The organism is Faecalibacterium sp. Marseille-Q4896 (assembly GCF_017377615.1).
Taxonomy (GTDB): domain Bacteria; phylum Bacillota; class Clostridia; order Oscillospirales; family Ruminococcaceae; genus Faecalibacterium; species Faecalibacterium taiwanense.
Window position 1 is genome coordinate 337,866 of record NZ_JAFREG010000001.1, and the last position, 20,881, is coordinate 358,746.

A 20,881-nucleotide genomic window follows, 5' to 3' on the forward strand; every position below is an offset into this window, starting at 1 on the left:
ACGCATAGAAAGGATGTGTCAACTATGATCGTTTCCGAATTGTCCACTCAGGTCAATGATTTGCTGCGCCCGATGGGCATCACACGCAATCTGAGCGCCTACAGTATCCTGTGCCAGTGTCTTGAGCTGGTCTGTGAGCAGGAAGACCGCCTGCAGGCCGTGGAGAAAGATATCTATACCCCTATCGCCGACCGCAGAAGATGTGAGCCAAAAGCGATTCAAAGCGCTGTCCGCCGGGCAGCTAAAGGTGCATGGCTCACAAACCCGGAGTATGTGCAGCAGCTGGCAGGCTATCCGCTGACCGGTGCGCCCAGCGCGGTGCAGTTCATTGAGATGTTGTATAATGCACTGGTGAGAGCAGTCTGAAAACTTAATAGTGTTACCAAAAACGTTACCATGACAAAGAAAAGAACGCCAATTCCTAACGAAATGGCGTTCTTTTTTCATGGTGGAGGCGATGGGAGTCGAACCCATGTCCGAAAAGAGTTCAGTGTAGGTATCTCCGGGTGCAGGCGATCTACAACATTCCCGCCGCGCCACGCCGATCGTCAGGCTAGCGCATTGGTAGCTTCATGAGTTCCTGCCGGTCCGCAAAGCTTAAGTCCGTTCAGGTGCTGTGTCTAAAGGACGCCCCGGCCCCACACGACACAAGAGTGGGCGGAACGCGCAGCACTCAGGCTGCGAGCAACTGAGAATTGTTATTGTCAGTTAATTTTTTGGAGGAGTTATAGAGCAGTTCCCCCACTGCTACCCGCTGCCCAGACCTCGCTCTCCCCGTCGAAACCTTTACGCCCCCTTATAAAGCACACCTTGCGGTGTGCAGAAAGCTTTGAAAAAGTTCCGCTTCAGGAAGCGGTCTGAAAAAATCAATAGTATTTGCCGTTGGACTTCATGGCACGGTCAATGGAACGCTTTGCGTCACGCTGGGCGGCATCGGCACGCTTATCGTAGAGCTTTTTGCCTTTGCAAAGGCCCACTTCCATTTTCACGCGACCATGCTTGAAATAGAGCGAAAGCGGCACAAGGGTATATCCCTGCAGCTTGCACTGCTGATGCAGCCGCCGGATCTCACTTTTGTGTGCCAGCAGGCGCCGGACGCGCATCGGATCCTGATTGAACATGTTTCCGTGGTCGTAGGGACTGATATGCATTCCCTTTACCAGCAGTTCACCATCCTCAATATCGACCCAGCTGTCTTTCAGGTTGACCCCTCCGGCACGCAGGCTCTTGACCTCCGTACCTTTCAGTTCAACGCCGGTTTCCAGCGCTTCCAGAACGAAGTATTCATGGCGCGCTTCACGGTTTGTGGCAATGGTTTTTGTTGCCGGACGCTCCTTAGTGGGTGCCATTCCGCGCGCCTCCTTTCTCCATTGTGGTTTGTTGTATCAGTATACCATTTTTTTATGGTTTTGCAAGGGTTGTTTTTGAAGAAATTGTAAATTTTTCCCAATTCACAGCTCACCACGGCCAGAAAGTGCACGGTACAAAGTGGTTTCGTCAGTGTATTCCAGGCTTGCGCCCACCGGCAGGCCATAGGCCAGACGTGTGGTCTTGATGCCCAGAGGCTTGATAAGCTTTGCCAGATACATGGCGGTGGCTTCACCCTCCACCGTGGGGTTCATGGCCATGATGACCTCTTTCACCTTGCCGTCGCCCAAGCGGGCCAGAAGTTCCTTGACGCACAGCTGTTCGGCAGTAATGCCGTCCATCGGGCTGAGCAGGCCGTGCAGCACATGGTACAAGCCGTGATACTCCCTTGTGCGTTCAAACGCCTGCACATCGCGGGGCGTTTCCACCACGCAGATCACAGAAGGATCGCGTTTTGCACTGGCACAGATGGGGCAGATATCCGCTTCTGTATAATTCTGGCAGATACGGCAGCGATGGAGCTTGGTGTGGGCACCCTGAATGGCTCCCGCCAGTGCGGCGGCATCTTCGTCCGACATGCTCAGCACCTGATACGCCATGCGGGTAGCGCCCTTGCGCCCGATCCCCGGAAACTTGCTGAATTCTTCGATCAGCTTTTCCAGCGGGGCAGCAGTATAGCCCATATTCTTCCCTCCTGCCGGATCAGAGACCAGGGATGTTCATGCCGCCGGTCAGCTTGCCCATTTCAGCTTCGGCAGTTTCGTCCACCTGCTTGACGGTTGCGTTGATGGCAGCAGCCACCATATCTTCCAGCATTTCAACATCATCCGGGTCCACAGCCTCGGGCTTGATGGTGATGGACAGCACTTCGTGCTTGCCGTTCATCTTAACAGTGACCATCTCACCGGCAGCGCTGCCGGTGTACTCGGCAGCTTCCAGCTCGGCCTGTTTGGCTTTCATATCTTCCTGCATCTTCTGTGCCTGACGCATGAGGGCGTTCATATCGGGGCGGCCAAAGCCTGCGGGCATTCTTGCTTTCATAATCGTTTCTCCTTATTGATGCAATGTATTTTTATGATCTCGTTTTCCTTGCGGAATCCTCAATGGACACATCCAACCCCAGCTTTTCCAGTGCACGAAGCGACTGCTCTGCGTTGGAGACCGTTTTGCCAGCGCTCTTTGGTTCATAGGGACCAATGGGCACCGCCGTACCGGACACATCCTTGATCAGCTTTTTGATCAGGCGCTGGCTGTCCTTGTTGGCGCGGATAAAATCGCGGAAGGTCTTGCCGCCGTCGATCAGCACGCGGGTGCCATCAAAATAAGCCTTGGACTTGCGCAGATAGGTGTAGAGCATGGGATCTTTTTCCTGCAGCTGCTGTACCACCTGCGGCCAGTACGGATACAGCGCAGTCCCTTCCTGCCCGGCATCCTGTGGCTTTTCCGGCACAGGCTTTGCAGCGGGCGTGGGTGCAGGTTTGGGCGGTTCTGGCTGCGGAACAGGTTCCAACTCTGCCGGCACGGATGCAGCTGGCTGTGCGGCCTGCGCGGCAGGCTCGTCCCAAGGCAGCATTCCGGCCTGCTGCACGGGCGGTTCCTCCGGCAGCGGCGGCAGCTCTTCGGTCTGGACGGGTGAAGTCTGCTCTACAGATATTTCCGACGGCACGGAAGGTTCTGCCTTTACAGGTTTCGGTTCCGCTGCAGGCTGCACCACAGGAACGGACGGTATTGGCGGCTGGGGAGTCGGAGCGCTTGCAAAGGGCTGCACAGCAGTTGCCGAGGCAAACGGCTGCGGCGCTGCGGGTTGAGCTGCAGCACGGACAGGCGCGGCCTGCACAGGAACTGCCTGCGGCTGCTGGGGCGGTTCGGATAAGCCAAACAGTGCAAGTTCCAGCTCGATCCGCTGGTCGCTGCCGCGGGTCATATGTTCCAGCGCACTGCCCAGCGCACGGATGGCACGAATGGCCTCCCGCTGGCCCAGCTGCGGGCCTTTTTCCAGATACAAAGCCTCCTCCTCCGGCGAAACGCCGGACAGAAGGCTCTGCCCGCCCGGCAATGCTGCCAGCATCAAAGCACGATAATGCGCGATCAATTCCTCCGTCAGACGCTTGACATCCACAGACTGCTGGCGAAGCTGTGCCAGCTGGGCCAGTGCTGTGGCACCGTCCTGCGCTTCCAGTGCGTCCGAAATGCGGAACAGATAACTGCGGTCGGTCACACCTGCCATGCGGCGCACCACATCGGCATCGATTTTCGCCGTAACGCCTGCGCAGGTATCCAGAATGGACAACGCATCACGCAGTGCACCGTCGGCCAGACGGGCGATCAGTTCCGCACCGTCCGGCGAAAGCTCCAGCTTTTCCTCACCTGCAATGTATTCCACCCGGCGGGCGATATCCTCCGGCCCGATGCGGGTAAAATCGTACCGCTGGCAGCGGGAAAGAATGGTGGCGGGCACCTTCTGGATCTCAGTGGTTGCCAGAATAAAGATGACGTGGGCAGGCGGTTCTTCCAGCGTTTTGAGCAGCGCATTGAATGCCGCTGTGGACAGCATGTGCACCTCATCGATGATGTATACCTTATATTTACAGGCGCTGGGAGTGTAAGCTGTTTCGTCGCGCAGATCGCGGATATCGTCCACACCGTTGTTGGAAGCCGCATCCATCTCCACCACGTCCAGAATGCTGCCGTTATCGATGCCCTTGCAGATCTCACACTCGCCGCAGGGGTCTCCATTGACCGGATGCAGGCAGTTGACTGCCTTTGCAAAGATCTTGGCGCAGGTGGTTTTGCCGGTGCCGCGCACGCCGGTAAACAGGTAGGCATGGCCCACACGGTTTGCCGTGATCTGGTTTTTCAGCGCAGTAACAATGGCCCGCTGGCCTACCACATCCTCAAAACGCTGCGGTCTCCATTTGCGGTACAAGGCACGGTACATGGTTCTCTCCCCTTTCCTGCAAAATAAAAAGGACAGCGCTGACGGGGTTTTGTCCCCGCCTTGCGTAACTCGGCATACGGATGCAGGCTTACTGAAACGCACGAACGCACTGCTTAAGGCTGCTTGGTTCCCCACCTGACCTGGTTCACAGCGAATCCATCGTACAGGACCCGCATCCGTATGCCGAACCACGCAGCAGGCGCTGTCCGACACATCCTTCTGAATGCCAGAATATTGTACCATAAACGCAGGCAGATTGCAAGGGGTGGGAGGTATCATTTCACGGCCCACGCATGAAACGATCAAATAGGATAGCCCAAAGTCAGAAAATGTGATGTTCTCTAAAATCCAAAAAGCGCAGTACATTCTCTGCGCTTTCGCGTTTTGTACTGCGCTTTGCTTTTATCCTGTTATTTTAACGGCATTGATTTTGCAACAGCCCTTTTTTCTTACAATGCCACATCCAGTGCCATCATCAGCGCAAATCCCAGCACGATGCTTACAACACCGGCAGGCTCGTCGCCCTCCACGGCCTGCGGGATCATCTCCTGTGCGGTCACGCACACCATGCAGCCCGCCGCCGCGCTGAGCAGCCACGGCAGCGCAGTACTGACCCATTCGGCCAGAGCAAAGGCAAGCAATGCCCCCAACGGCTCTACCAGCCCGGAAGCCGCTCCCGCAAAAAACGCCTGACTGCGGGTGCGGCCGTTATGGGCCAGCGGCAGGCTGACTGCTGCACCTTCCGGGATATTCTGCAGGCCGATGCCAAGGCTCAGCGCCAGTGCACCGCTGATGGCATCCGGCTCCCCGGTCAATGCCAGTGCAGCGGCAAGGCCCGCCACCATACCCTCGGGCAGGTTGTGTAATGTTACAGCCAGCACCATACGTCCGCCGTGCCCGGCCCCGCCTGCCAGCAGCTGCCCGGCAAACTGTTCCACCTGCAAAAGGCCCACTGCGCCAAGCACAAGCCCCACTGCCGATGGAATCCATGCCGGAAGCGGCAAAGTCTGTCCGCGCTGGATAGCAGGCAGCAGCAGGCTCCACACACTGGCCGCCAGCATGATGCCCGCTGCCATGCCGCACAGGATGCGCTGCGTGCAGGGCCGCGACTGCCGCCGCAGCAAAAACACGCCTGCTGCCCCCAGTGTAGTGCACGCCGCCGGGAACAGCAGCACCCACGCAGTGAAAACGATCTGGTTCACGATACATTCCCCCTTTGCCCGGTGTATGTGCGCCGAAGCAAAAAGGTGCAGAAAAGCCCGTCACACTGTATTTTGTGTGGCGGGCTTTTCTGTCAGAATGCGATGGCATCTTCTTCGTTGCCAAAGGGCAGACCCGTAGCCGGATCGACCGGCGGCAGGCCAGTCTGCCCCATATCCGCCGCCTTTACACTGCATACCACCGCATTGGCAAGCACATACTTCACCTTTGCGGTGGCAGCAGCGCCGATCTTATCATAGATGCGGCCTGCGCTGTAACAGTCGCCCAGCACGGTGTGAGTGCTGTTGGCCACATAACCCACCTTGCCCAGACCCGGCAGTTCTGCGCGGATGGCTTCGCGGTCAAAGTCATTCTCCGGCTCCTTGACCAGCTTTACCTTCTGGCCTACTGTAAACGGCTGAGTGCCGAAGCGGTAGTTGAGTCCGGTCAATGTAACATAGTACTTCATCTTTATTTCCTCCAAAACACATGTTTTATTTTCAGTGAACCCGTTCATCCCCTGCTGTGTCTGTATTATCCACTTTTTATGTCCAATAAAAATCACTTTCAAATAGCACTTGTCATTTTTTGATATTTTTGTTCAGGTTCGCTGCACAAAGTTTACCATCTTTTCTTTCTCCGCAGGTCAACTGTCAGGTGACAAATAGTTCTTTTCCGTTTCCGGAGCCGCATCATCCTCACTTTTGCATTTCTTTATTTCTCTTTAGGGAACATGCATTCCCGTCTTGATTCAAGTGAACAAACAATGAAAGAAATTACAAAGTGATTACAACGCGGTAAAAAATTCTTTCCTGAGTCTCCCTGTGCTTCGATCAGTTTAACAAAAACTCTTTGACTTTTAGCGATAAATTATAACAAAATCGTAGATTATCATTGAAATCTCACTTCTTAGCCAAAAAAGCTCTTGATTTTTTCGCAAAAAAGACTAGAATATCCACTTGCAGAAAGGCACTTCCTGTAGGGCCTTCTGCAAAATACATTTGCGTATGGCAAGGAGATTTTAGATATGAAACTCAAGAATGTTTGTGTTGCTGTTGTTGCTCTGGCTCTGGCTGTTGGCATGACCGCTTGCGGCGGCTCTGCTTCCTCCACTGCTGCATCCTCTTCCGAGGCTGCTTCTACCAGCACTTCTGTTGCTGCTGAGGCCGATGAGAACGCTTCTTCCGCTGTTGCAGAGGAGAACGGTTCTTCTTCTGAGGCTGCTTCCAGCGAGGCCGCTTCTTCTGAGGCCGCTTCTTCTGAGGCTGCTTCCAGCGAAGCTGCTTCTTCTGTTGCCGCATAATTCAGGCAGCACTCTTAGTTCAAGGAACGATCAAACCGGGCACGGAACTTTTTCTGTGCCCGGTTTTTTTGCAGCAAAATGCGCCGGAAAGGTTTATTGGGAACCTCCCGGCGCATTTTTCAGAAGCTGTCATCAGAAGCAGGATGCCCCTCAGGCAGCGTGCAATGCTTATTCTTATATTCCCCAGAACAGGATCCCCAGTCCTGCAGAGAGCAGGATCATCCCAATGGGCGATGGTGCTTTGCCCTTTTTCCGGCGGCAAAGGGCATGCAGCCCCCACAGCAGCAGGAACACCACAATGGAACGGAGATCCGGTGCAATGCCTGCCTTGTCCGCTGCAAACCCGGCCAGCGTAGAAAGCGCCATGTTGACAGCAGTTGCCAGGATCATCGCCACCACACAGGGACGAACGCCGCCAAGAACTGCATTGACACCGGCATATTTCATCAAATTCTGCAGCACCGATGCAATGAGCAGAATGATCACAAAAGACGGCAGCACCACACCCAGCGTGGCACACAGCGCGCCCCAGAAGCCGCCCTGTGAAGCACCGATGAAGGTGGCCATATTGATGGCCAGCGGGCCGGGTGTGGATTCCGACACGGCAATGAAGCTGAGAAATTCGCCTTCCGTCAGCCAGCCGTGTCCTAAGACCGTTTCCCGCACCAGCGAGATCATGCCGTAGCCGCCGCCGAAGGACAACGCACCGATCATGAGGAAATTCCAGAAAAGTTCTACATAGATCACGGCTTCTTCTCCCCCTTCCGCAGCTGCTGTACTGCATACACCAGCAGCCCGGCCGCACCGCTGAACAGGATGTAAAAAATGGAAGAGAATGACACTGCTGCAATGGAACAGCCCACCATCGCTGCCGCAACCGTGGTCAGGATGACAATATTGAAGACGCTGTGTTCCAGCTGCTTCAGCATTTTCAGTCCGGCGGAAAGGATCAGATAGATCACACACACCTGAATGCCGTGGAACGCACTTGCCACCACCGAAAGGCGGAGGAACTGGTCAAAGAACAGCGAGATCAGATAAATGACCGCGAAGGACGGAAGACATACCGCCACCGTGGACGCTGCCGCACCTGCCGTACCCTCGATCTTGTAGCCGATGTAGGTGGCACTGTTCACCGCCACCGGGCCGGGCGTAGACTCCGCAATTGCCACCATGTCCAGAAATTCTTCTTTTGTCACCCACTTTTTCTCTTCCACAAATTCATTCTGCAGCAAAGCCACCATGGCATAGCCGCCGCCAAACGTGAACGCACCAATTTTGAAAAACGTCCAGAAAAGCTCCTTTGTTTTCGACATAGCCTTCTCCTTTCTTGCGCCTTATTATATCATTTTTTGTTTTGATATGATATACTTTAATGGAATATGCTGTTTTCTTTGGAAAAAGCAGAAAGCTGTTTTCTTTGGAAAAAGCAGAAAAAGGAGTTTAGGATATGAAAACAAAATTTGGCATTGTAGGCTGCGGATTTCTGGGCGGCATTGTGGCCAACGCATGGAAGAACGGTCTGCTGCCGGACTATGAGCTGGTGGGCGTGACCAGCCGCACCCGTGCTTCGGCGGAAAAGACTGCCGAAACGGTGGGCTGTGCCGTGTGTGACGATGTGGATGCCCTGCTGGCGCTGGAGCCGGAGTACATCGTGGAGACCGCTTCGGTGGAGGCTGTGCGCGCCATGGCTGTGCCTGTACTGAAAAAAGGCGTGAATCTGGTCATTATTTCCATTGGTGCCTTTGCGGACCTTGATTTTTACGAGCAGGTCAAGGCCGCTGCCGTGGAGGGCGGTGCCAAGGTGCATCTGGCAAGCGGTGCCATTGGCGGCTTTGATGTGCTGCAGACCGTCACTCTGATGGCCGAGGCGCAGAAGCTGGCCGAGACGGCAGGCATTGAGACCCACACCGGAGCCAAGGGCTTCCGCAACACGCCGGTATGGGCCGACCACCTGCTGACCGATACCGAAAAGACCACCGTGTTCACCGGCAATGCCAAGCAGGCCATTGCCACCTTCCCCCGCCGCGTGAATGTGGCTGTTGCCACCTCGCTGGCCACCACCGGCCCGGAGATCACCGGCGTGACCATGCACTCGGTACCCGGCTGGGTGGGCGACGACCACCGCATCACCGCCGAGATCGAGGGCGTGAAGGCCGTGGTGGATATCTGCTCTTCCACCAGCGCCATTGCCGGTTGGAGCGTAGTTGCCCTGCTGCGCAACCTCTCCTCCCCTGTATGCTTCTACTAAAGGAGGGCTTTGCAGATGTTCAACAAACTGGTGGCCATTGAGCCGGTAAGCCTGATTCCTTCCGCCGAGGAAGCGCTGCATCAGTACGCAAAAGAAGTGGTGCTGTACCGCGATATCCCGGCCAGCGATGACCAGATCGTGCAGCGCATCGGAGATGCCGATGCTGTACTTCTGAGCTACACCTCCCGCATGGGCAAAAATGTGATCGAGCGCTGCCCGAATATCCGTTACATCGGCATGTGCTGCAGCCTGTATTCTGAGGAAAGCGCCAATGTGGATATCGCCTACGCCCGCACCCGCGGCATCAAAGTGCTGGGCATCCGGGACTACGGCGACCGCGGCGTTGTGGAGTACGTCCTGCATGAGCTCACCGGCATCCTGCACGGTTTTGGGATGCCCATGCTGCGGGACGAGCCGGTGGAGATCACCGGGCTGAAGGCAGGCATCATCGGGCTGGGTGTGTCCGGCAAAATGATCGCCGACGCGCTGCAGTTCATGGGCGCCGACATTGCCTATTACAGCCGCACCCGCAAGCCGGATGCCGAAGCTGTGGGCATGGCCTATAAGCCGCTGGCACAGCTGCTGACCGAGAGCGAGGTGGTGTTCACCTGCCTGAACAAAAATGTCCTTCTGCTGGGCAAGGACGAATTTGCGCAGCTGGGCGCAGGCAAGGTGCTGTTCAACACCTCCATCGGCCCGGGCTTTGACTCTGCTGCTCTGGAACAGTGGCTTGCTCTGCCGGGCACCCACTTCTTCTGTGACACCCGTGCCGCTGCCGGCCCGGTGGGCGAAGACTTCTTTGCCCGTGAGAATGTGCATTGCGCGAATGTTTCTGCCGGACGCACCAAGCAGGCTTTTGTGCTGCTGAGCCAGAAGGTGCTTGCAAATATCCGCACTGCACTGGGAGAATGATATAAAAAGGAAACGCTTCCCGGCCGGGGAAGCGTTTCCTTTTAGGCTTTATTCAAAATTGTTGTGATCTCTTCCAGATTCGCCGCAAATCGGATGCCCTGCTGGCGCTGCGGCGTGGAAAGGCCTTTCTCGATCATTTTGGCAAGCAGTGCTTTCAGGCTGTCGTAGTAGCCGTTCAGATCATACAGGATGCAGGGCGCGTCCAACTGGCCCAGCGAGACCTTGGACATTACCTCTGCGATCTCTTCCAGCGTGCCGGTACCGCCGGGGAATGCGATGAAGGCATCGCCCAGCTCGATCATCTTCGTCTTGCGCTCGGTCATGTCCTTGGTGACGATCAGCTCGGTCAGGCCATCGTGCTGCAGCTCCTGCTGCACAAAGAACTGCGGTTCCACACCGGTCACCGTGCCGCCTGCGTCCAGCGCGCTCTGGGCAAGCTGACCCATCAGGCCGCTGCGGGAGCCGCCGTACACAAGGCGGTGCCCGTTTGCACCGATCCAGCTGCCCAGTTCCCGGACAGCTTCCGCCAGCGCAGGATCATTGCCCGCATTTGCTCCAAGATAGACCGTGATGTTCATGGTATTTCCCCCTTTGTTTTTTCCATTTTACCACGCAGCGGGCCGATTGAAAAGGGCCATCCCCTTGCAAATGCAGCGGCACTGTGGTATTCTTGAACGCAGAAAAAGGGAGCCTGCAAAAGCAGGCTGAGAGTGGGCTGTTTGCCCAGACCTGTGACCTGATTTGGACAATGCCAACGTAGGGAGATACTGCTGCTTCAAAGTGCGGAGGTGCCTCTTTGCGGGCATTTCCGCATTTTTTGCAAAGGAAGTTGTAACCATGAAAACTGCATTGACGATTGCCGGCAGCGATTCCAGCGGCGGTGCTGGCATCCAGGCCGATATCAAAACCATGACTGCAAACGGCGTGTACGCCATGAGCGCCATTACCGCACTGACTGCCCAGAACACCACAGGTGTGACCGGCATTTTTGAAGCCACGCCCGAATTTCTGGCACAGGAGATCGACGCCATTTTTACCGACATCTACCCGGATGCCGTCAAGATCGGCATGGTATCCTCGGCAGAGCTGATCGGTGTGATCGCCGAAAAGCTGCACACCTACGGCGCAAAGCATATCGTGGTGGACCCGGTGATGGTTGCCACCTCCGGCTCCAAGCTGCTGCGGGACGATGCCGTGCAGGCACTGACCGAAAAACTGCTGCCCATGGCAGAGGTGGTCACCCCCAACATTCCGGAGGCTGAGATCCTTTCCGGCATGAAGATCACCGATGCGGCCGGAATGGAGGCCGCTGCAAAGCTGATCAGCGAGAAATACCACTGTGCCGTGCTGTGCAAGAGCGGCCACCAGATCAACGATGCCGACGACCTTCTGTGGCGGGACAGCTGCGGCAAATGGTTCCGCGGCAAGCGCATTGCAAACCCCAATACCCACGGCACCGGCTGCACCCTATCCAGCGCCATTGCGTCTAATCTGGCAAAGGGCTATGATCTGGATGCATCTGTGGAGCGCGCAAAGGCCTACATTTCCGGCTGTCTTTCTGCCATGCTGGATCTGGGCCACGGCTCCGGCCCGATGGACCATATGTTTGCACTGAAGGGAGAGTTTGTGGGTGAGTGAGCAGACCTTTGTGCAGCAGCTGGTGCAGGAAAGTCTGCCTGTGTGGGAGCAATGTCTGCACTCAGAATTTCTGACCCACCTTGCGGATGGCACACTGGATGAAGCCTGCTTCAAGGGCTACATCGTGGAGGACAGTCTTTACCTGCGGGAATATGCCAAGGTGTTTGCCTGGGGCATGACCAAGGCAAAGGATATGCAGACCATCCGCACCTACTATTCCCTGCTTTCCTTCGTGAATGAGAGCGAGGATGCAGCCCGCCTGCACTATCTCAAGCACTTTGGACTGACCGATGAAGGCATCCAGAGCCTGCCGCTGCGGCCGGAGAACCGTGCCTATGTGGACTCTATGATCGAAGCCGCCAAAAATGGCGATGGCGCGGCCGAGTGTATGATGGCCTGCCTGCCCTGTATGCTGAGCTATGGCTGGATCTTCCAGAAACTGCTGGAAGAAAAGCCTTCCGTGCAGGATACCCTTTATGGTGCGCTGGTGGTGGACTATGCTGACAAGGGCTATGAGGCGGCCTGCCGCGACTGGGCCGCGTTTGCAGAAAAAGTCTGCGAAGGCCTGAGCGACGAGCGCCTTGCCCGCTGCCGCGAGATCTTCCATGCCTGCTCGGAGCACGAGCTGAACTTCTGGGCCATGGCAGCTTCCCCGCGCAGTGACCTGTAATTTTTCCTAAAATATAAAATGCACCCGGCCTGTGGGCAGAACCGCAGCAACCGGGTGCATTTGTTTTGTTCAGGGTTTCGTGGCCGCAGCCGCAGGCATGAGCCTTCGTGCCGGAAACATGGGAGCCCTATGCTGCACTAAATGGTGTATTCCCGCACAGCGTCCTTCATGCTTTTTACATATGCGCCAATGTGCTCCGGTGCATCCTTGCCGTACTGTTCCAGCAGTTTGATGATGGCCGAGCCCACAATGGCACCATCGGCAATGCCCGTCATTTTTGCTGCCTGCTCCGGCGTGGAGATGTTGAAGCTGTGGGCGTTGTCGCCGCCGGTGCCAACGATCTCAAAGATATCCATGCCGGTGTCCACCTTGGTGGCGTGGTCGCGCATGGCGGCGGCGCAGCCCGCAATTTCGTCCGTGGTCTCAGCCTTGGCGCTCTTGGTGGAAAGCGCCGCCAGAAAAGCTGCGTTCTGGGTGGGAGTGGTCTCGCCGCTCATGATCTCGTTCATCACGGCATAGGCTTCGTCATAGGTCAGGTCCTGTTTGCTGACGATCTTCACAATGGCTTCCTTGATCATTTTTTAACCCTCCATACTTCGTCCAGTGTGGGCCGTATCTTCATGGCTTTTTCCCTCCCGGTAGAACAAAAACTCCCCCGGCTCTTCTGCCGAGGGAGTGGAAAAGAAAAACGCCCCTAACAGAAGAACTCTCTTCTGTCAAGGACGAATAAAATTTGGCCTTCTATCCGCGGTGCCACCCTGACTTCATGGGCATGACCCCATGCACTTGGCGGGATGCCAACACATCCCCGGCAACTGACGTATGCCCTACGTTGCAGAATACTGTGCGGCGAAAGTTCTCCGCAGTTCCCTGCACCCTCAGCGGTCCATTTCGGGAAAATATAACGCAAAGTCACACTTTCCTTGACGAACTGTTTCCGGTCTGCTTCTCAGCTGCGCAGGCTCTCTGTACAGGCATGGTTCGCCGTTATCTCCGCTTCAACGGTTTAGTGTATTGAATTTGGCTATATTAAACCACGGATTTTTCGTTTGTCAATACCTGTTTGCAAATTTTTTAAAATCAGCCTATGTCCACAGTGGGTTCAGCGCTTCCGGCGGCTGTTCGTGCTGGAAAACTTCACCGCTTTTGCCGGCCTGCGGCGGCTGTGCAACGCACTGTAGTAGCCAAAGGCAGTGCCGCATAAGCCGCCCACAATGTGCATGAAGTTTGCTACATTGTCGTGCACAAAAATGATATCGTACACCTGCTGACCAAAGTACAGCGCTGCAACCAGCAGCATGGTGACCGGGATGCCGCCGGAGAAGCCCGCCAGCGACGAAAGCATGATAAGCATGAACACGATGCCGGACGCGCCCAGCAGCCCCGAACGCGGGAACAGCACGCATTGCAGCACGCCGGTGACCAGAGCGGTGAACACCATGCCGCACAAAAGCGGCTTGCTGCCGTACTTTTCTTCCATTGGCGGGCCAACAACGAGCAGCAGCAGCATGTTATTCAGAAAGTGGTCCCAGCTGGCATGGCCCAGCACATGGCCGAACAGCCGGATGTAGAACAGCGGGTCCTTCAGCGAGGAGCGGTAGACACAGAACAGATGCATCGTCGTCCACCCGTCCGTCCACTGGTCGAGGAACAGCACCAGAAGTGACAGCAGGAAAAATGTGAGGATCACCGGGGAGTTGTACTGCAGTTCCAGTTTGAGTTTTACTTTTTTCATCCTCTTGTCTCCACCCAGTATTCGCCCATGCTCTGGCCGGGCTGGTTCGTCACTTCATCCTTGAGGTAATCGCCAAGGCCGCAGCTTTCCGGCTGCCATGCAAGGGCTGCTTCCACCGTGGGGTACTCCACCTCGGCGTACCAGAACTCGGTGGGCTGGCCTTCGTCCACATGGTTCACTTCCAGCACAGAACCGTCCGGCAGGGTGTAGCTGCGGCGCAGCTTTGGGATGAGCGGTTTAGCGATAATCTTGTATTCCAGATCATCAAACAGTTCTTTGTCGATGCTGCGCTCGATCTCCTCGCGGGCAAGGCCGCCCCCGGATTTGAAGCAGAGGATGTAGTCCGTTCTGCCACCGGTGAGGGCTTCTTCCCGGATGCGCACAGTGGGCCGCACGCTGATATAGCCCTGCCGCATGGCAAATTCCTCCCTGAGGGGCAGCCCCTCCGGCCAGCCCTTCACCATCCATTTGCGTTCGATCTCCATAATGTATCCCTCTTTCATGCGGTTTTTTGGCATTTCTTATTTATAATAACATGATTTTGTGCTATTATAAAGGGTAGATTTTTACTCCTTCAGTCTGCTTCGCAGCCAGCTCCCTCAGTGAGGGAGCCTATCCGCACGGTAAGCGTGTCGAGCGAACGCGGGACGAAGGGAGTTCGTCCATGATAAGGAGAACCATATGAAAGAACGCGCTTACCCTGTGTATACCGTCAACAAACACGCCGAAGGCCTGCTGGTGGGCGGGCACCCCTGGGTGTATGAGAACGACATCCTCAATTCCCCGGAAAATGAGCCGGAAAACGGCACGCTGGCCGATGTGGTCAGCACAAAGGGTTCCTACCTTGGCACCGGCTTTGTCTCGCTCAAGAGCAAGATCCGCGTGCGGCTGATCTCCCGCAATGCCAACGACACCTTTGATGCTGCGTTCTGGCGCCGCCGGGTGGAATATGCATGGAACTACCGCAAGACCGTGCTGGAACCTGCAGACCTTTCTGCCTGCCGCGTCATTTTTGGCGAAGCCGACCAGTTCCCCGGGCTGACTGTGGACCGGTTCAGCAACATCCTTGTCACCCAGACCCTAAGCGTGGGCATGGAAAAGCTCAAGCCCATCCTCTTTCCTATTCTGGCAGAAGTCCTGCGTGCCGACGGCCAGACCATCGATGGCATCTACGAGCGCAACGATGAGGCTCTGCGCGCCAAGGAAGGTCTTGAGCAGAACAAAGGCTGGTTTGAGCTGCCCGGTGAGACTCATCCGGCAAGCACCCAGACCGAGATCTGCGAGAACGGCGTTTACTACCATGTGGACTTTGAGAATGGGCAGAAGACCGGCTTCTTCCTTGACCAGAAGTACAACCGCCGGGCCGTGGCACGTCTTGCCGCAGGCCACACCGTGCTGGACTGCTTTACCCATACCGGCAGCTTTGCACTGAACGCCGCTGCGGGCGGCGCTGCCCGTGTGACCGCCGCCGACATCAGCGCCGAGGCCATTGCCATGGCGCAGCGCAATGCCCAGCGCAACGGTCTGACCAATATGGACTTTTTGTGCGAGGACACCTTTGAGCTGCTGCCCCGCTTGGAAAGAGAAGGACACCCCTACGATTTTATCATTCTGGACCCGCCGGCCTTTACCAAGGCGCGCCGCACTGTGGAGAACGCCATGCGCGGCTACAAGGAGATCAACTACCGTGCCATGAAGCTGCTGCCCCGCGGCGGCTATCTGGCAACTGCCAGCTGCTCCCACTTTGCCACCGAGGAGCTGTTCATCAAGATGCTGCGCGCCGCTGCAAAGGATGCGCACCGCCAGCTGCGGCAGATCGAGGTGAAGCAGCAGGCACCGGATCATCCGATCCTGTGGGGTGTGCCGGAGACGAATTATCTGAAGTTCTTCCTCTTTCAGGTGATTTAACGATTTTAAAATTGCGCCGCTTCGCTCTGCAATTCATTAAGGTATTTTTATTTTATATTTTCGTGTTTGTCGCGTCCCCGACACTTGTCAGGGCAAAGCCCTTCCATCTGCTAACGCAGACCGCTCGCCTGCTTAAAAGCCTCGCCGGGGCTTTTATTGCTGCGCAACCGCAGGGCCGATCCAAACACATTTTCACCAGAAGGGACCCCATCGGGTAAATGCATCTTTTTGCTGCGCTGCCTGAACCCTCTCAGTCAAAGCCTGACGGCTTTGCCAGCTCCCCCGAGGGGGGAGCTTTATGAGCAGGGACGGAAAACAACAATCTTTTCCGATGATGAATAAACTTACCCGGCAGCTGGATAAAAGCTCGCCCTTCGGGAGAGCTGGCATTGCGCAAGCAATGACTGAGAGGGTTTTTCCCATCGGGCGGAGAGGGTTCGTTCTCTTAAAAAGTCATACCAAGTGCGGATGCTCCAAAAATGCAGGAAGCTGTTTGTACAGAATCGTCAGATTTGTCAATTGCCTTTTTGCCCGGCAGAGGCTATAATCAAACCATAGACAGCAACGGCGCTGTGGGTCACCTCCTGACTCGCAGCGCCGTTTTTGTTAAGATGCTTTCGTACTTCTGGGTGCGGCATTGCGGCAGACCAGAATGCAGACGAAAGGGTAAGAAAAATAAGATCAAGTAAGGAGTAGGATTTATGGCAGCGAATGTTATGGAAATCTACGGCAGCAAGGTCTTTAACGAACATGTGATGAAGGAGCGCCTGCCGAGCGCAACTTATAAGAGCCTGAAGAACACCCTGCACAAGGGTGCTCCGCTGGACATTGAGGTGGCAAACGTTGTGGCCAGCGTGATGAAGCGCTGGGCCATGGAGCTGGGTGCCACCCACTACACCCACTGGTTTCAGCCGCTGACCGGCATCACCAGTGAGAAGCACGATGGCTTTGTTTCCCCTGTGGGCGACGGCACCGCCATCATGGAGTTCTCCGGCAAGGAGCTGGTGCGCGGCGAGCCCGATGCATCTTCCTTCCCCTCCGGCGGTCTGCGCGCCACCTGCGAGGCCCGCGGCTACACTGCATGGGACCCCACCAGCTACGCATTCGTGAAGGATGATGTGCTGTGCATCCCCACCGCATTCGTCAGCTACACCGGCGAGGCTCTGGATAAGAAGACCCCCTTGCTGCGTTCCATGAACGCACTGTCCAATCAGGCAGTTCGCATCCTGAAGCTGTTCGGCAAGGATGTGGATTACGTCTCCACCACCGTCGGCCCCGAGCAGGAGTACTTCCTTATTAAGAAGGAAGATTACGAAGCCCGTCAGGATCTGATCCTCACCGGCCGCACCCTGTTCGGTGCCCCCTCTGCCAAGGGTCAGGAGCTGGAAGAGCACTACTTCGGTGTCATTCGTCCCGAGGTCTCCGAGTTTATGAAGGAGTTGGACGAGGAGCTGTGGAAGCTGGGCATTCCCGCCAAGACCAAGCACAACGAAGTTGCTCCCTGCCAGCATGAGCTGGCTCCCATCTACGATACCACCAACGTGGCCATCGACCACAACCTGCTGACCATGGAGATGATGAAGAAGATCGCCCCCAAGTACGGTCTGGTCTGCCTGCAGCATGAAAAGCCCTTTGAAGGCGTGAACGGCAGCGGCAAGCACAACAACTGGTCCCTGTCCACCACCGAGGAGAACCTGCTGGATCCCGGTGACACCCCCATGGAGAACCTGCAGTTCCTGGTGTTCCTGGCCGCCGTCATCAAGGCTGTGGACGAGTACGCCGACCTGCTGCGGACCTCTGTGGCCACTCCCGGCAACGATCACCGTCTGGGTGCCAACGAGGCACCTCCGGCTATCATTTCCATCTTCGTGGGCGAAGAGCTGGAAGCTGTCATTGATGCTATCGCATCCGATTCCCCCTACGCAGGCCCCGTCAAGATGAAGATGGACCTGGGCGTGGACGTGCTGCCCAAGTTCAGCAAGGACACCACCGACCGCAACCGCACCTCCCCCTTCGCCTTCACCGGCAACAAGTTCGAGTTCCGGATGCCCGGTTCTTCTCAGAACCTCAGCGACTGCGATACCATCCTGAACACCGCCGTGGCCAAGGAGCTGAAGGGCTACGCCGACGAGCTGGAGGGTGCTGAGGACTTTACCAGTGCCGCCATCGCGCTGGTCAAGCGCACCATCCGGGACCACCGCCGGGTCATCTTTAACGGCAACGGCTACTCTGCCGAGTGGGAAGAAGAAGCAGCCCGCCGCGGCCTGCCCAACAAGAAGAACGCCCCCGCTGCCCTGCCGGCCCTCATCGACCCCAAGAACATCGCCCTGATGGAGGAGTTCGGCGTGCTGACCAAGGTGGAGATGTACAGCCGCTACGAGGTAGAGCTGGAGCACTACTCCAAGATCATCAACATCGAGGCCCTGACCATGCTGGAGATGGCCCGCAAGCAGCTGCTGCCCGCCGTCAACGCCTACATGAGCGAAGTGGCCAACACCGCCGCTTCCAAGCTGGCCGTCAGCGAGAGCATCAGCGTGCGCAGTGAGACCAAGACCCTGGGCCGTCTGTCCGCCGACGCCGACGCCATGAGCGACGCCATCGACACCCTGCAGGATGCCGTGGATGCCGCCAAGGCTCTGCCCTCCGAGAGCGAGAAGGCCGTTGCCTTCCATGACAACGTGCTGCCCGCCATGGACACCCTGCGTGCCGCCGCCGACGACGCCGAGACCATCTGCGGTGAGGATTATTGGCCTCTGCCCAGCTACAGCAAGATGCTCTACTACGTCTGATCTTTCATCAGCGTAACAGCAGAATAGCATCCGTAGGCTGCGGAATTTAAAATTGCCATTCTCCTTTTCCTATTTCTTACACCAGCCTAAAGACCTGCTCCCATTCTGAGGGCAGGCCTTTAGGCGTTTTATTTGAAAGGGAAACCATTATGAGCTATTCGACCCAACAGGACATCCTTGATTTTGTGGAGGACAATAACGTCAAATTTGTGCGCTTTGCCTTCTGCGATATCTTTGGCACTCAGAAGAACATTGCCGTGCTGGCAAACGATCTGCCCAAAGCTCTGGAAGACGGTGTCTGCTTCGACGGCAGCTCCATTGCCGGCTTCATGAAGGTGGAGGAAAGCGACCTTGTGCTGCGGCCGGATCTTTCCACCGTGACCATTCTCCCCTGGCGGCCTACCGAGGGCCGGGTGATGCAGTTCTTCTGTGATGTGGAAAAGCCGGACGGCCAGCCCTTTGGCGGCAACTGCCGCGGCTTTCTGCGCAGCGTGAACCGAAAATTCAAAAAGCTGGGCATCACCTGCAATGTGGGCGCAGAGTGTGAGTTCTACCTGTTCGAGAATGATGACCGGGGCCGCCCCACCCGTATCCCCATCGACTTTGGCGGCTACTTTGACGTAGCCCCGCTGGATGCAGGCGAGAACCTCCGCCGGGACATCTGCCTGACCATGGAGCAGATGGGCATGAGCCCTCAGCACAGCCATCACGAAAGCGGCAACGGCCAGAACGAGATCGACTGCCACCACGCAGGCCCCCTCAAGACCGCCGACAACGTGATGATGTTCAAGCAGATCGTGCGCGCCATTGCCACCCGCAGCGGCATCCATGCAAGCTTCCTGCCCAAACCCCTGCCGGATCAGGCAGGCAGCGGCCTGCACATCAACCTGTCCCTTTACATGGATGGCCGCAACCTGTTTGAGGGCGACATTGCCCCGGACAGCATTGCAGGCAGCTTTATGGCCGGTGTGCTGGCCCACAGCCGGGAGCTGACCGTGTTCACCAACCCTCTGCCCAACAGCTATCAGCGCTTTGGCTGCGATGAAGCGCCCCGCTATGTGAGCTGGAGCCGCCAGAACCGCAGCCAGCTGGTGCGCATCCCGCAGGTAAAGGGCGACAACTGCCGCATGGAGCTGCGCAGCCCGGACCCTGCCTGCAACCCCTATCTGGCCATTGGTCTGGTTCTGGCTGCCGGATTGGACGGCATCGAGAACCGCATGGTGCTCTCTGCCCCCGTGAACAAGAATCTGTTCGACCCCTCCATGGCTGAGGGGCTCGGTCTTGAGACTCTGCCCACCAGTCTGGAAGAGGCCGTGCAGGCCGCGGAGGAGAGCGAATTTTTGCGCAGAGTGCTGCCCGAGCAGCTTGCCAGCCGCTACTTTACGGAAGAACTGAAGCGCTGCGAAGCACTGAAACACGCGTCCGACCCTGTTGAGTACGAGCGTACCCATTACTTCAACGCCATCTGACCCCTGCAAAAGAGAGTGTGTAGGAGAAAGGAGCGAAGGAAATGGGACGTGCACTGATCGTAAGTGCCGGTGCAAGCTCCAACGAGTATATCGCTGCACGGCTGACCGAAATGGGCTACAGCCGCCCGGTGATCATTCCCAGCGGGGCCGAAGCCCGGAGGCGCATGACGGAATCGGACTTTGAGCTGATCGTGGTCAACTCTCCCCTGCCCGATGAATTCGGGCATGAGGTGTGCATCAATGCTGTGGAAAAAACAGATGCCGGTGTCGTGTTTCTGGTCAAGGCCGCACAGGCTGAGCAGCTTTTGGGGCCTTTGAGTGAGCAGGGGGTATTGCTGCTGTCAAAGCCCTTCAGCACCACCTTTTTTGTGCAGGCCATGCACATGGCGGCGGCAGGCAACCACCGCCTGCTGCGTGCCCGGCAGGAGAACGCCCGCTTACAGGAAAAGATCGCACAGGTGCGGCTGGTCAGCCGGGCAAAATGCTGCCTTGTGGAGCACGAGCACATGACCGAAGCCGAGGCACACCGCTACATAGAAAAACAGGCCATGGATACCCGTCGTGACCGCACAGAAATTGCACAGGAAGTCCTTGAAAATTATGAGGACATGGGTGTATAATATTGGATTGGGAAAAGTATCCTTGCTTTCACCGGCTCATTTTGGGAGAGGCTGAGAGCAAGACCGTTCACCTGAAAGAA

22 protein-coding genes, 2 other RNA genes and 1 riboswitch are annotated in these 20,881 nt (G+C 56.6%); of the genes, 10 read left to right on the top strand and 14 right to left on the bottom strand.

All coding sequences use genetic code 11. The features are described from left to right. The first annotated feature begins 24 nt into the window (after window positions 1–24). Entirely contained in the window at window positions 25–366 is a 342-nt protein-coding gene (locus J3348_RS01860) for a sporulation initiation factor Spo0A C-terminal domain-containing protein (protein ID WP_120120044.1), read from the top strand. 80 nt (window positions 367–446) lie between these two features. On the opposite strand, the gene ssrA is transcribed toward J3348_RS01860, so the two are convergent. The 8 genes from ssrA to J3348_RS01900 all read right to left on the bottom strand — a co-directional run bounded on the left by ssrA (window position 447) and on the right by J3348_RS01900 (window position 5,975). Further along, window positions 447–796: a transfer-messenger RNA gene (gene ssrA, locus J3348_RS01865) on the bottom strand. Window positions 797–866: 70 nt separating this feature from the next. Beyond that, window positions 867–1,349, bottom strand: coding sequence for an SsrA-binding protein SmpB (gene smpB, locus J3348_RS01870; protein ID WP_005941729.1), 483 nt, complete (start codon window positions 1,347–1,349; stop codon window positions 867–869). A 102-nt stretch (window positions 1,350–1,451) separates the two neighbouring features. Continuing rightward, the gene (recR, locus tag J3348_RS01875) at window positions 1,452–2,051 is read right to left on the bottom strand and encodes a recombination mediator RecR (RefSeq protein WP_005941730.1); all 600 of its coding nucleotides are present in this window, start codon (window positions 2,049–2,051) and stop codon (window positions 1,452–1,454) included. A 19-nt stretch (window positions 2,052–2,070) separates the two neighbouring features. Next, entirely contained in the window at window positions 2,071–2,409 is a 339-nt protein-coding gene (locus tag J3348_RS01880) for a YbaB/EbfC family nucleoid-associated protein (RefSeq protein WP_097774953.1), read from the bottom strand. A 31-nt stretch (window positions 2,410–2,440) separates the two neighbouring features. Then, window positions 2,441–4,306: a DNA polymerase III subunit gamma/tau gene (dnaX, locus tag J3348_RS01885; RefSeq protein ID WP_207698181.1), complete on the bottom strand. Its 1,866-nt coding sequence runs from the start codon at window positions 4,304–4,306 to the stop codon at window positions 2,441–2,443. Window positions 4,307–4,383: 77 nt separating this feature from the next. After that, window positions 4,384–4,482, bottom strand: an RNA gene (gene ffs / locus J3348_RS01890) — signal recognition particle sRNA small type. A 273-nt stretch (window positions 4,483–4,755) separates the two neighbouring features. Continuing rightward, a complete protein-coding gene (locus J3348_RS01895) occupies window positions 4,756–5,508 on the bottom strand; it encodes a ZIP family metal transporter (protein ID WP_165852537.1) in 753 nt (250 codons plus the stop codon). Window positions 5,509–5,600: 92 nt separating this feature from the next. Further along, on the bottom strand, window positions 5,601–5,975 hold the full coding sequence (locus J3348_RS01900) for an HIRAN domain-containing protein (protein WP_154256201.1): 375 nt from the start codon (window positions 5,973–5,975) through the stop codon (window positions 5,601–5,603). A gap of 558 nt (window positions 5,976–6,533) precedes the next feature. On the opposite strand from J3348_RS01900, the gene J3348_RS01905 reads away from it, so the two are divergent. Next, on the top strand, window positions 6,534–6,809 hold the full coding sequence (locus J3348_RS01905) for a hypothetical protein (RefSeq protein WP_207698182.1): 276 nt from the start codon (window positions 6,534–6,536) through the stop codon (window positions 6,807–6,809). 174 nt (window positions 6,810–6,983) lie between these two features. Here J3348_RS01905 and J3348_RS01910 read toward each other — a convergent pair whose 3' ends face one another. Continuing rightward, on the bottom strand, window positions 6,984–7,556 hold the full coding sequence (locus tag J3348_RS01910; protein WP_207698183.1) for a chromate transporter: 573 nt from the start codon (window positions 7,554–7,556) through the stop codon (window positions 6,984–6,986). Further along, window positions 7,553–8,125: a chromate transporter gene (locus J3348_RS01915; protein WP_005941745.1), complete on the bottom strand. Its 573-nt coding sequence runs from the start codon at window positions 8,123–8,125 to the stop codon at window positions 7,553–7,555. The genes J3348_RS01910 and J3348_RS01915 overlap by 4 nt, the downstream gene beginning before the upstream one ends. A 134-nt stretch (window positions 8,126–8,259) precedes the next feature. Here J3348_RS01915 and J3348_RS01920 point away from each other — a divergent pair, with 134 nt between their 5' ends. Both J3348_RS01920 and J3348_RS01925 read left to right on the top strand, forming a co-directional pair. Then, window positions 8,260–9,060, top strand: a complete 801-nt coding sequence (locus J3348_RS01920) for an aspartate dehydrogenase domain-containing protein (protein ID WP_207698184.1) — start codon at window positions 8,260–8,262, stop codon at window positions 9,058–9,060. Window positions 9,061–9,075: 15 nt separating this feature from the next. Further along, complete coding sequence (locus tag J3348_RS01925) at window positions 9,076–9,972, top strand: D-isomer specific 2-hydroxyacid dehydrogenase family protein (RefSeq protein ID WP_207698185.1); 897 nt, start codon at window positions 9,076–9,078, stop codon at window positions 9,970–9,972. A 41-nt stretch (window positions 9,973–10,013) separates the two neighbouring features. On the opposite strand, the gene J3348_RS01930 is transcribed toward J3348_RS01925, so the two are convergent. Then, window positions 10,014–10,550 (bottom strand): TIGR00730 family Rossman fold protein, encoded by a 537-nt coding sequence (locus tag J3348_RS01930; RefSeq protein WP_097774947.1) that lies wholly within the window; start codon window positions 10,548–10,550, stop codon window positions 10,014–10,016. 95 nt (window positions 10,551–10,645) lie between these two features. Further along, a riboswitch (TPP riboswitch) is annotated at window positions 10,646–10,753 on the top strand. Window positions 10,754–10,809: 56 nt separating this feature from the next. On the opposite strand from J3348_RS01930, the gene thiD reads away from it, so the two are divergent. Then, window positions 10,810–11,610: a bifunctional hydroxymethylpyrimidine kinase/phosphomethylpyrimidine kinase gene (gene thiD, locus J3348_RS01935; RefSeq protein ID WP_207698186.1), complete on the top strand. Its 801-nt coding sequence runs from the start codon at window positions 10,810–10,812 to the stop codon at window positions 11,608–11,610. Beyond that, window positions 11,603–12,280: a TENA/THI-4 family protein gene (locus J3348_RS01940; protein ID WP_207698187.1), complete on the top strand. Its 678-nt coding sequence runs from the start codon at window positions 11,603–11,605 to the stop codon at window positions 12,278–12,280. The genes thiD and J3348_RS01940 overlap by 8 nt, the downstream gene beginning before the upstream one ends. Before the next feature lie 137 nt (window positions 12,281–12,417). On the opposite strand, the gene J3348_RS14355 is transcribed toward J3348_RS01940, so the two are convergent. From J3348_RS14355 to J3348_RS01960, 3 genes are all read right to left on the bottom strand, one after another. Then, window positions 12,418–12,858: a tryptophan synthase subunit alpha gene (locus tag J3348_RS14355; RefSeq protein ID WP_278251688.1), complete on the bottom strand. Its 441-nt coding sequence runs from the start codon at window positions 12,856–12,858 to the stop codon at window positions 12,418–12,420. 524 nt (window positions 12,859–13,382) lie between these two features. After that, window positions 13,383–14,015: a rhomboid family intramembrane serine protease gene (locus tag J3348_RS01955; protein WP_005941761.1), complete on the bottom strand. Its 633-nt coding sequence runs from the start codon at window positions 14,013–14,015 to the stop codon at window positions 13,383–13,385. Next, complete coding sequence (locus J3348_RS01960) at window positions 14,012–14,500, bottom strand: CYTH domain-containing protein (RefSeq protein WP_044953662.1); 489 nt, start codon at window positions 14,498–14,500, stop codon at window positions 14,012–14,014. Before J3348_RS01960 ends, J3348_RS01955 begins: the two co-directional genes overlap by 4 nt. A 196-nt stretch (window positions 14,501–14,696) precedes the next feature. On the opposite strand from J3348_RS01960, the gene J3348_RS01965 reads away from it, so the two are divergent. From J3348_RS01965 to J3348_RS01980, 4 genes are all read left to right on the top strand, one after another. Further along, the gene (locus tag J3348_RS01965; RefSeq protein ID WP_207698188.1) at window positions 14,697–15,923 is read left to right on the top strand and encodes a class I SAM-dependent rRNA methyltransferase; all 1,227 of its coding nucleotides are present in this window, start codon (window positions 14,697–14,699) and stop codon (window positions 15,921–15,923) included. 701 nt (window positions 15,924–16,624) lie between these two features. Then, window positions 16,625–18,712, top strand: coding sequence for a glutamine synthetase III (locus J3348_RS01970; protein WP_207698189.1), 2,088 nt, complete (start codon window positions 16,625–16,627; stop codon window positions 18,710–18,712). Window positions 18,713–18,861: 149 nt separating this feature from the next. Further along, window positions 18,862–20,181: a glutamine synthetase family protein gene (locus J3348_RS01975; RefSeq protein ID WP_207698190.1), complete on the top strand. Its 1,320-nt coding sequence runs from the start codon at window positions 18,862–18,864 to the stop codon at window positions 20,179–20,181. A 41-nt stretch (window positions 20,182–20,222) separates the two neighbouring features. After that, window positions 20,223–20,801 carry an ANTAR domain-containing protein gene (locus J3348_RS01980; RefSeq protein ID WP_207698191.1) on the top strand — a complete coding sequence of 193 codons (579 nt, stop codon included), beginning with the start codon at window positions 20,223–20,225 and terminating at the stop codon, window positions 20,799–20,801. Window positions 20,802–20,881: the final 80 nt, after the last annotated feature.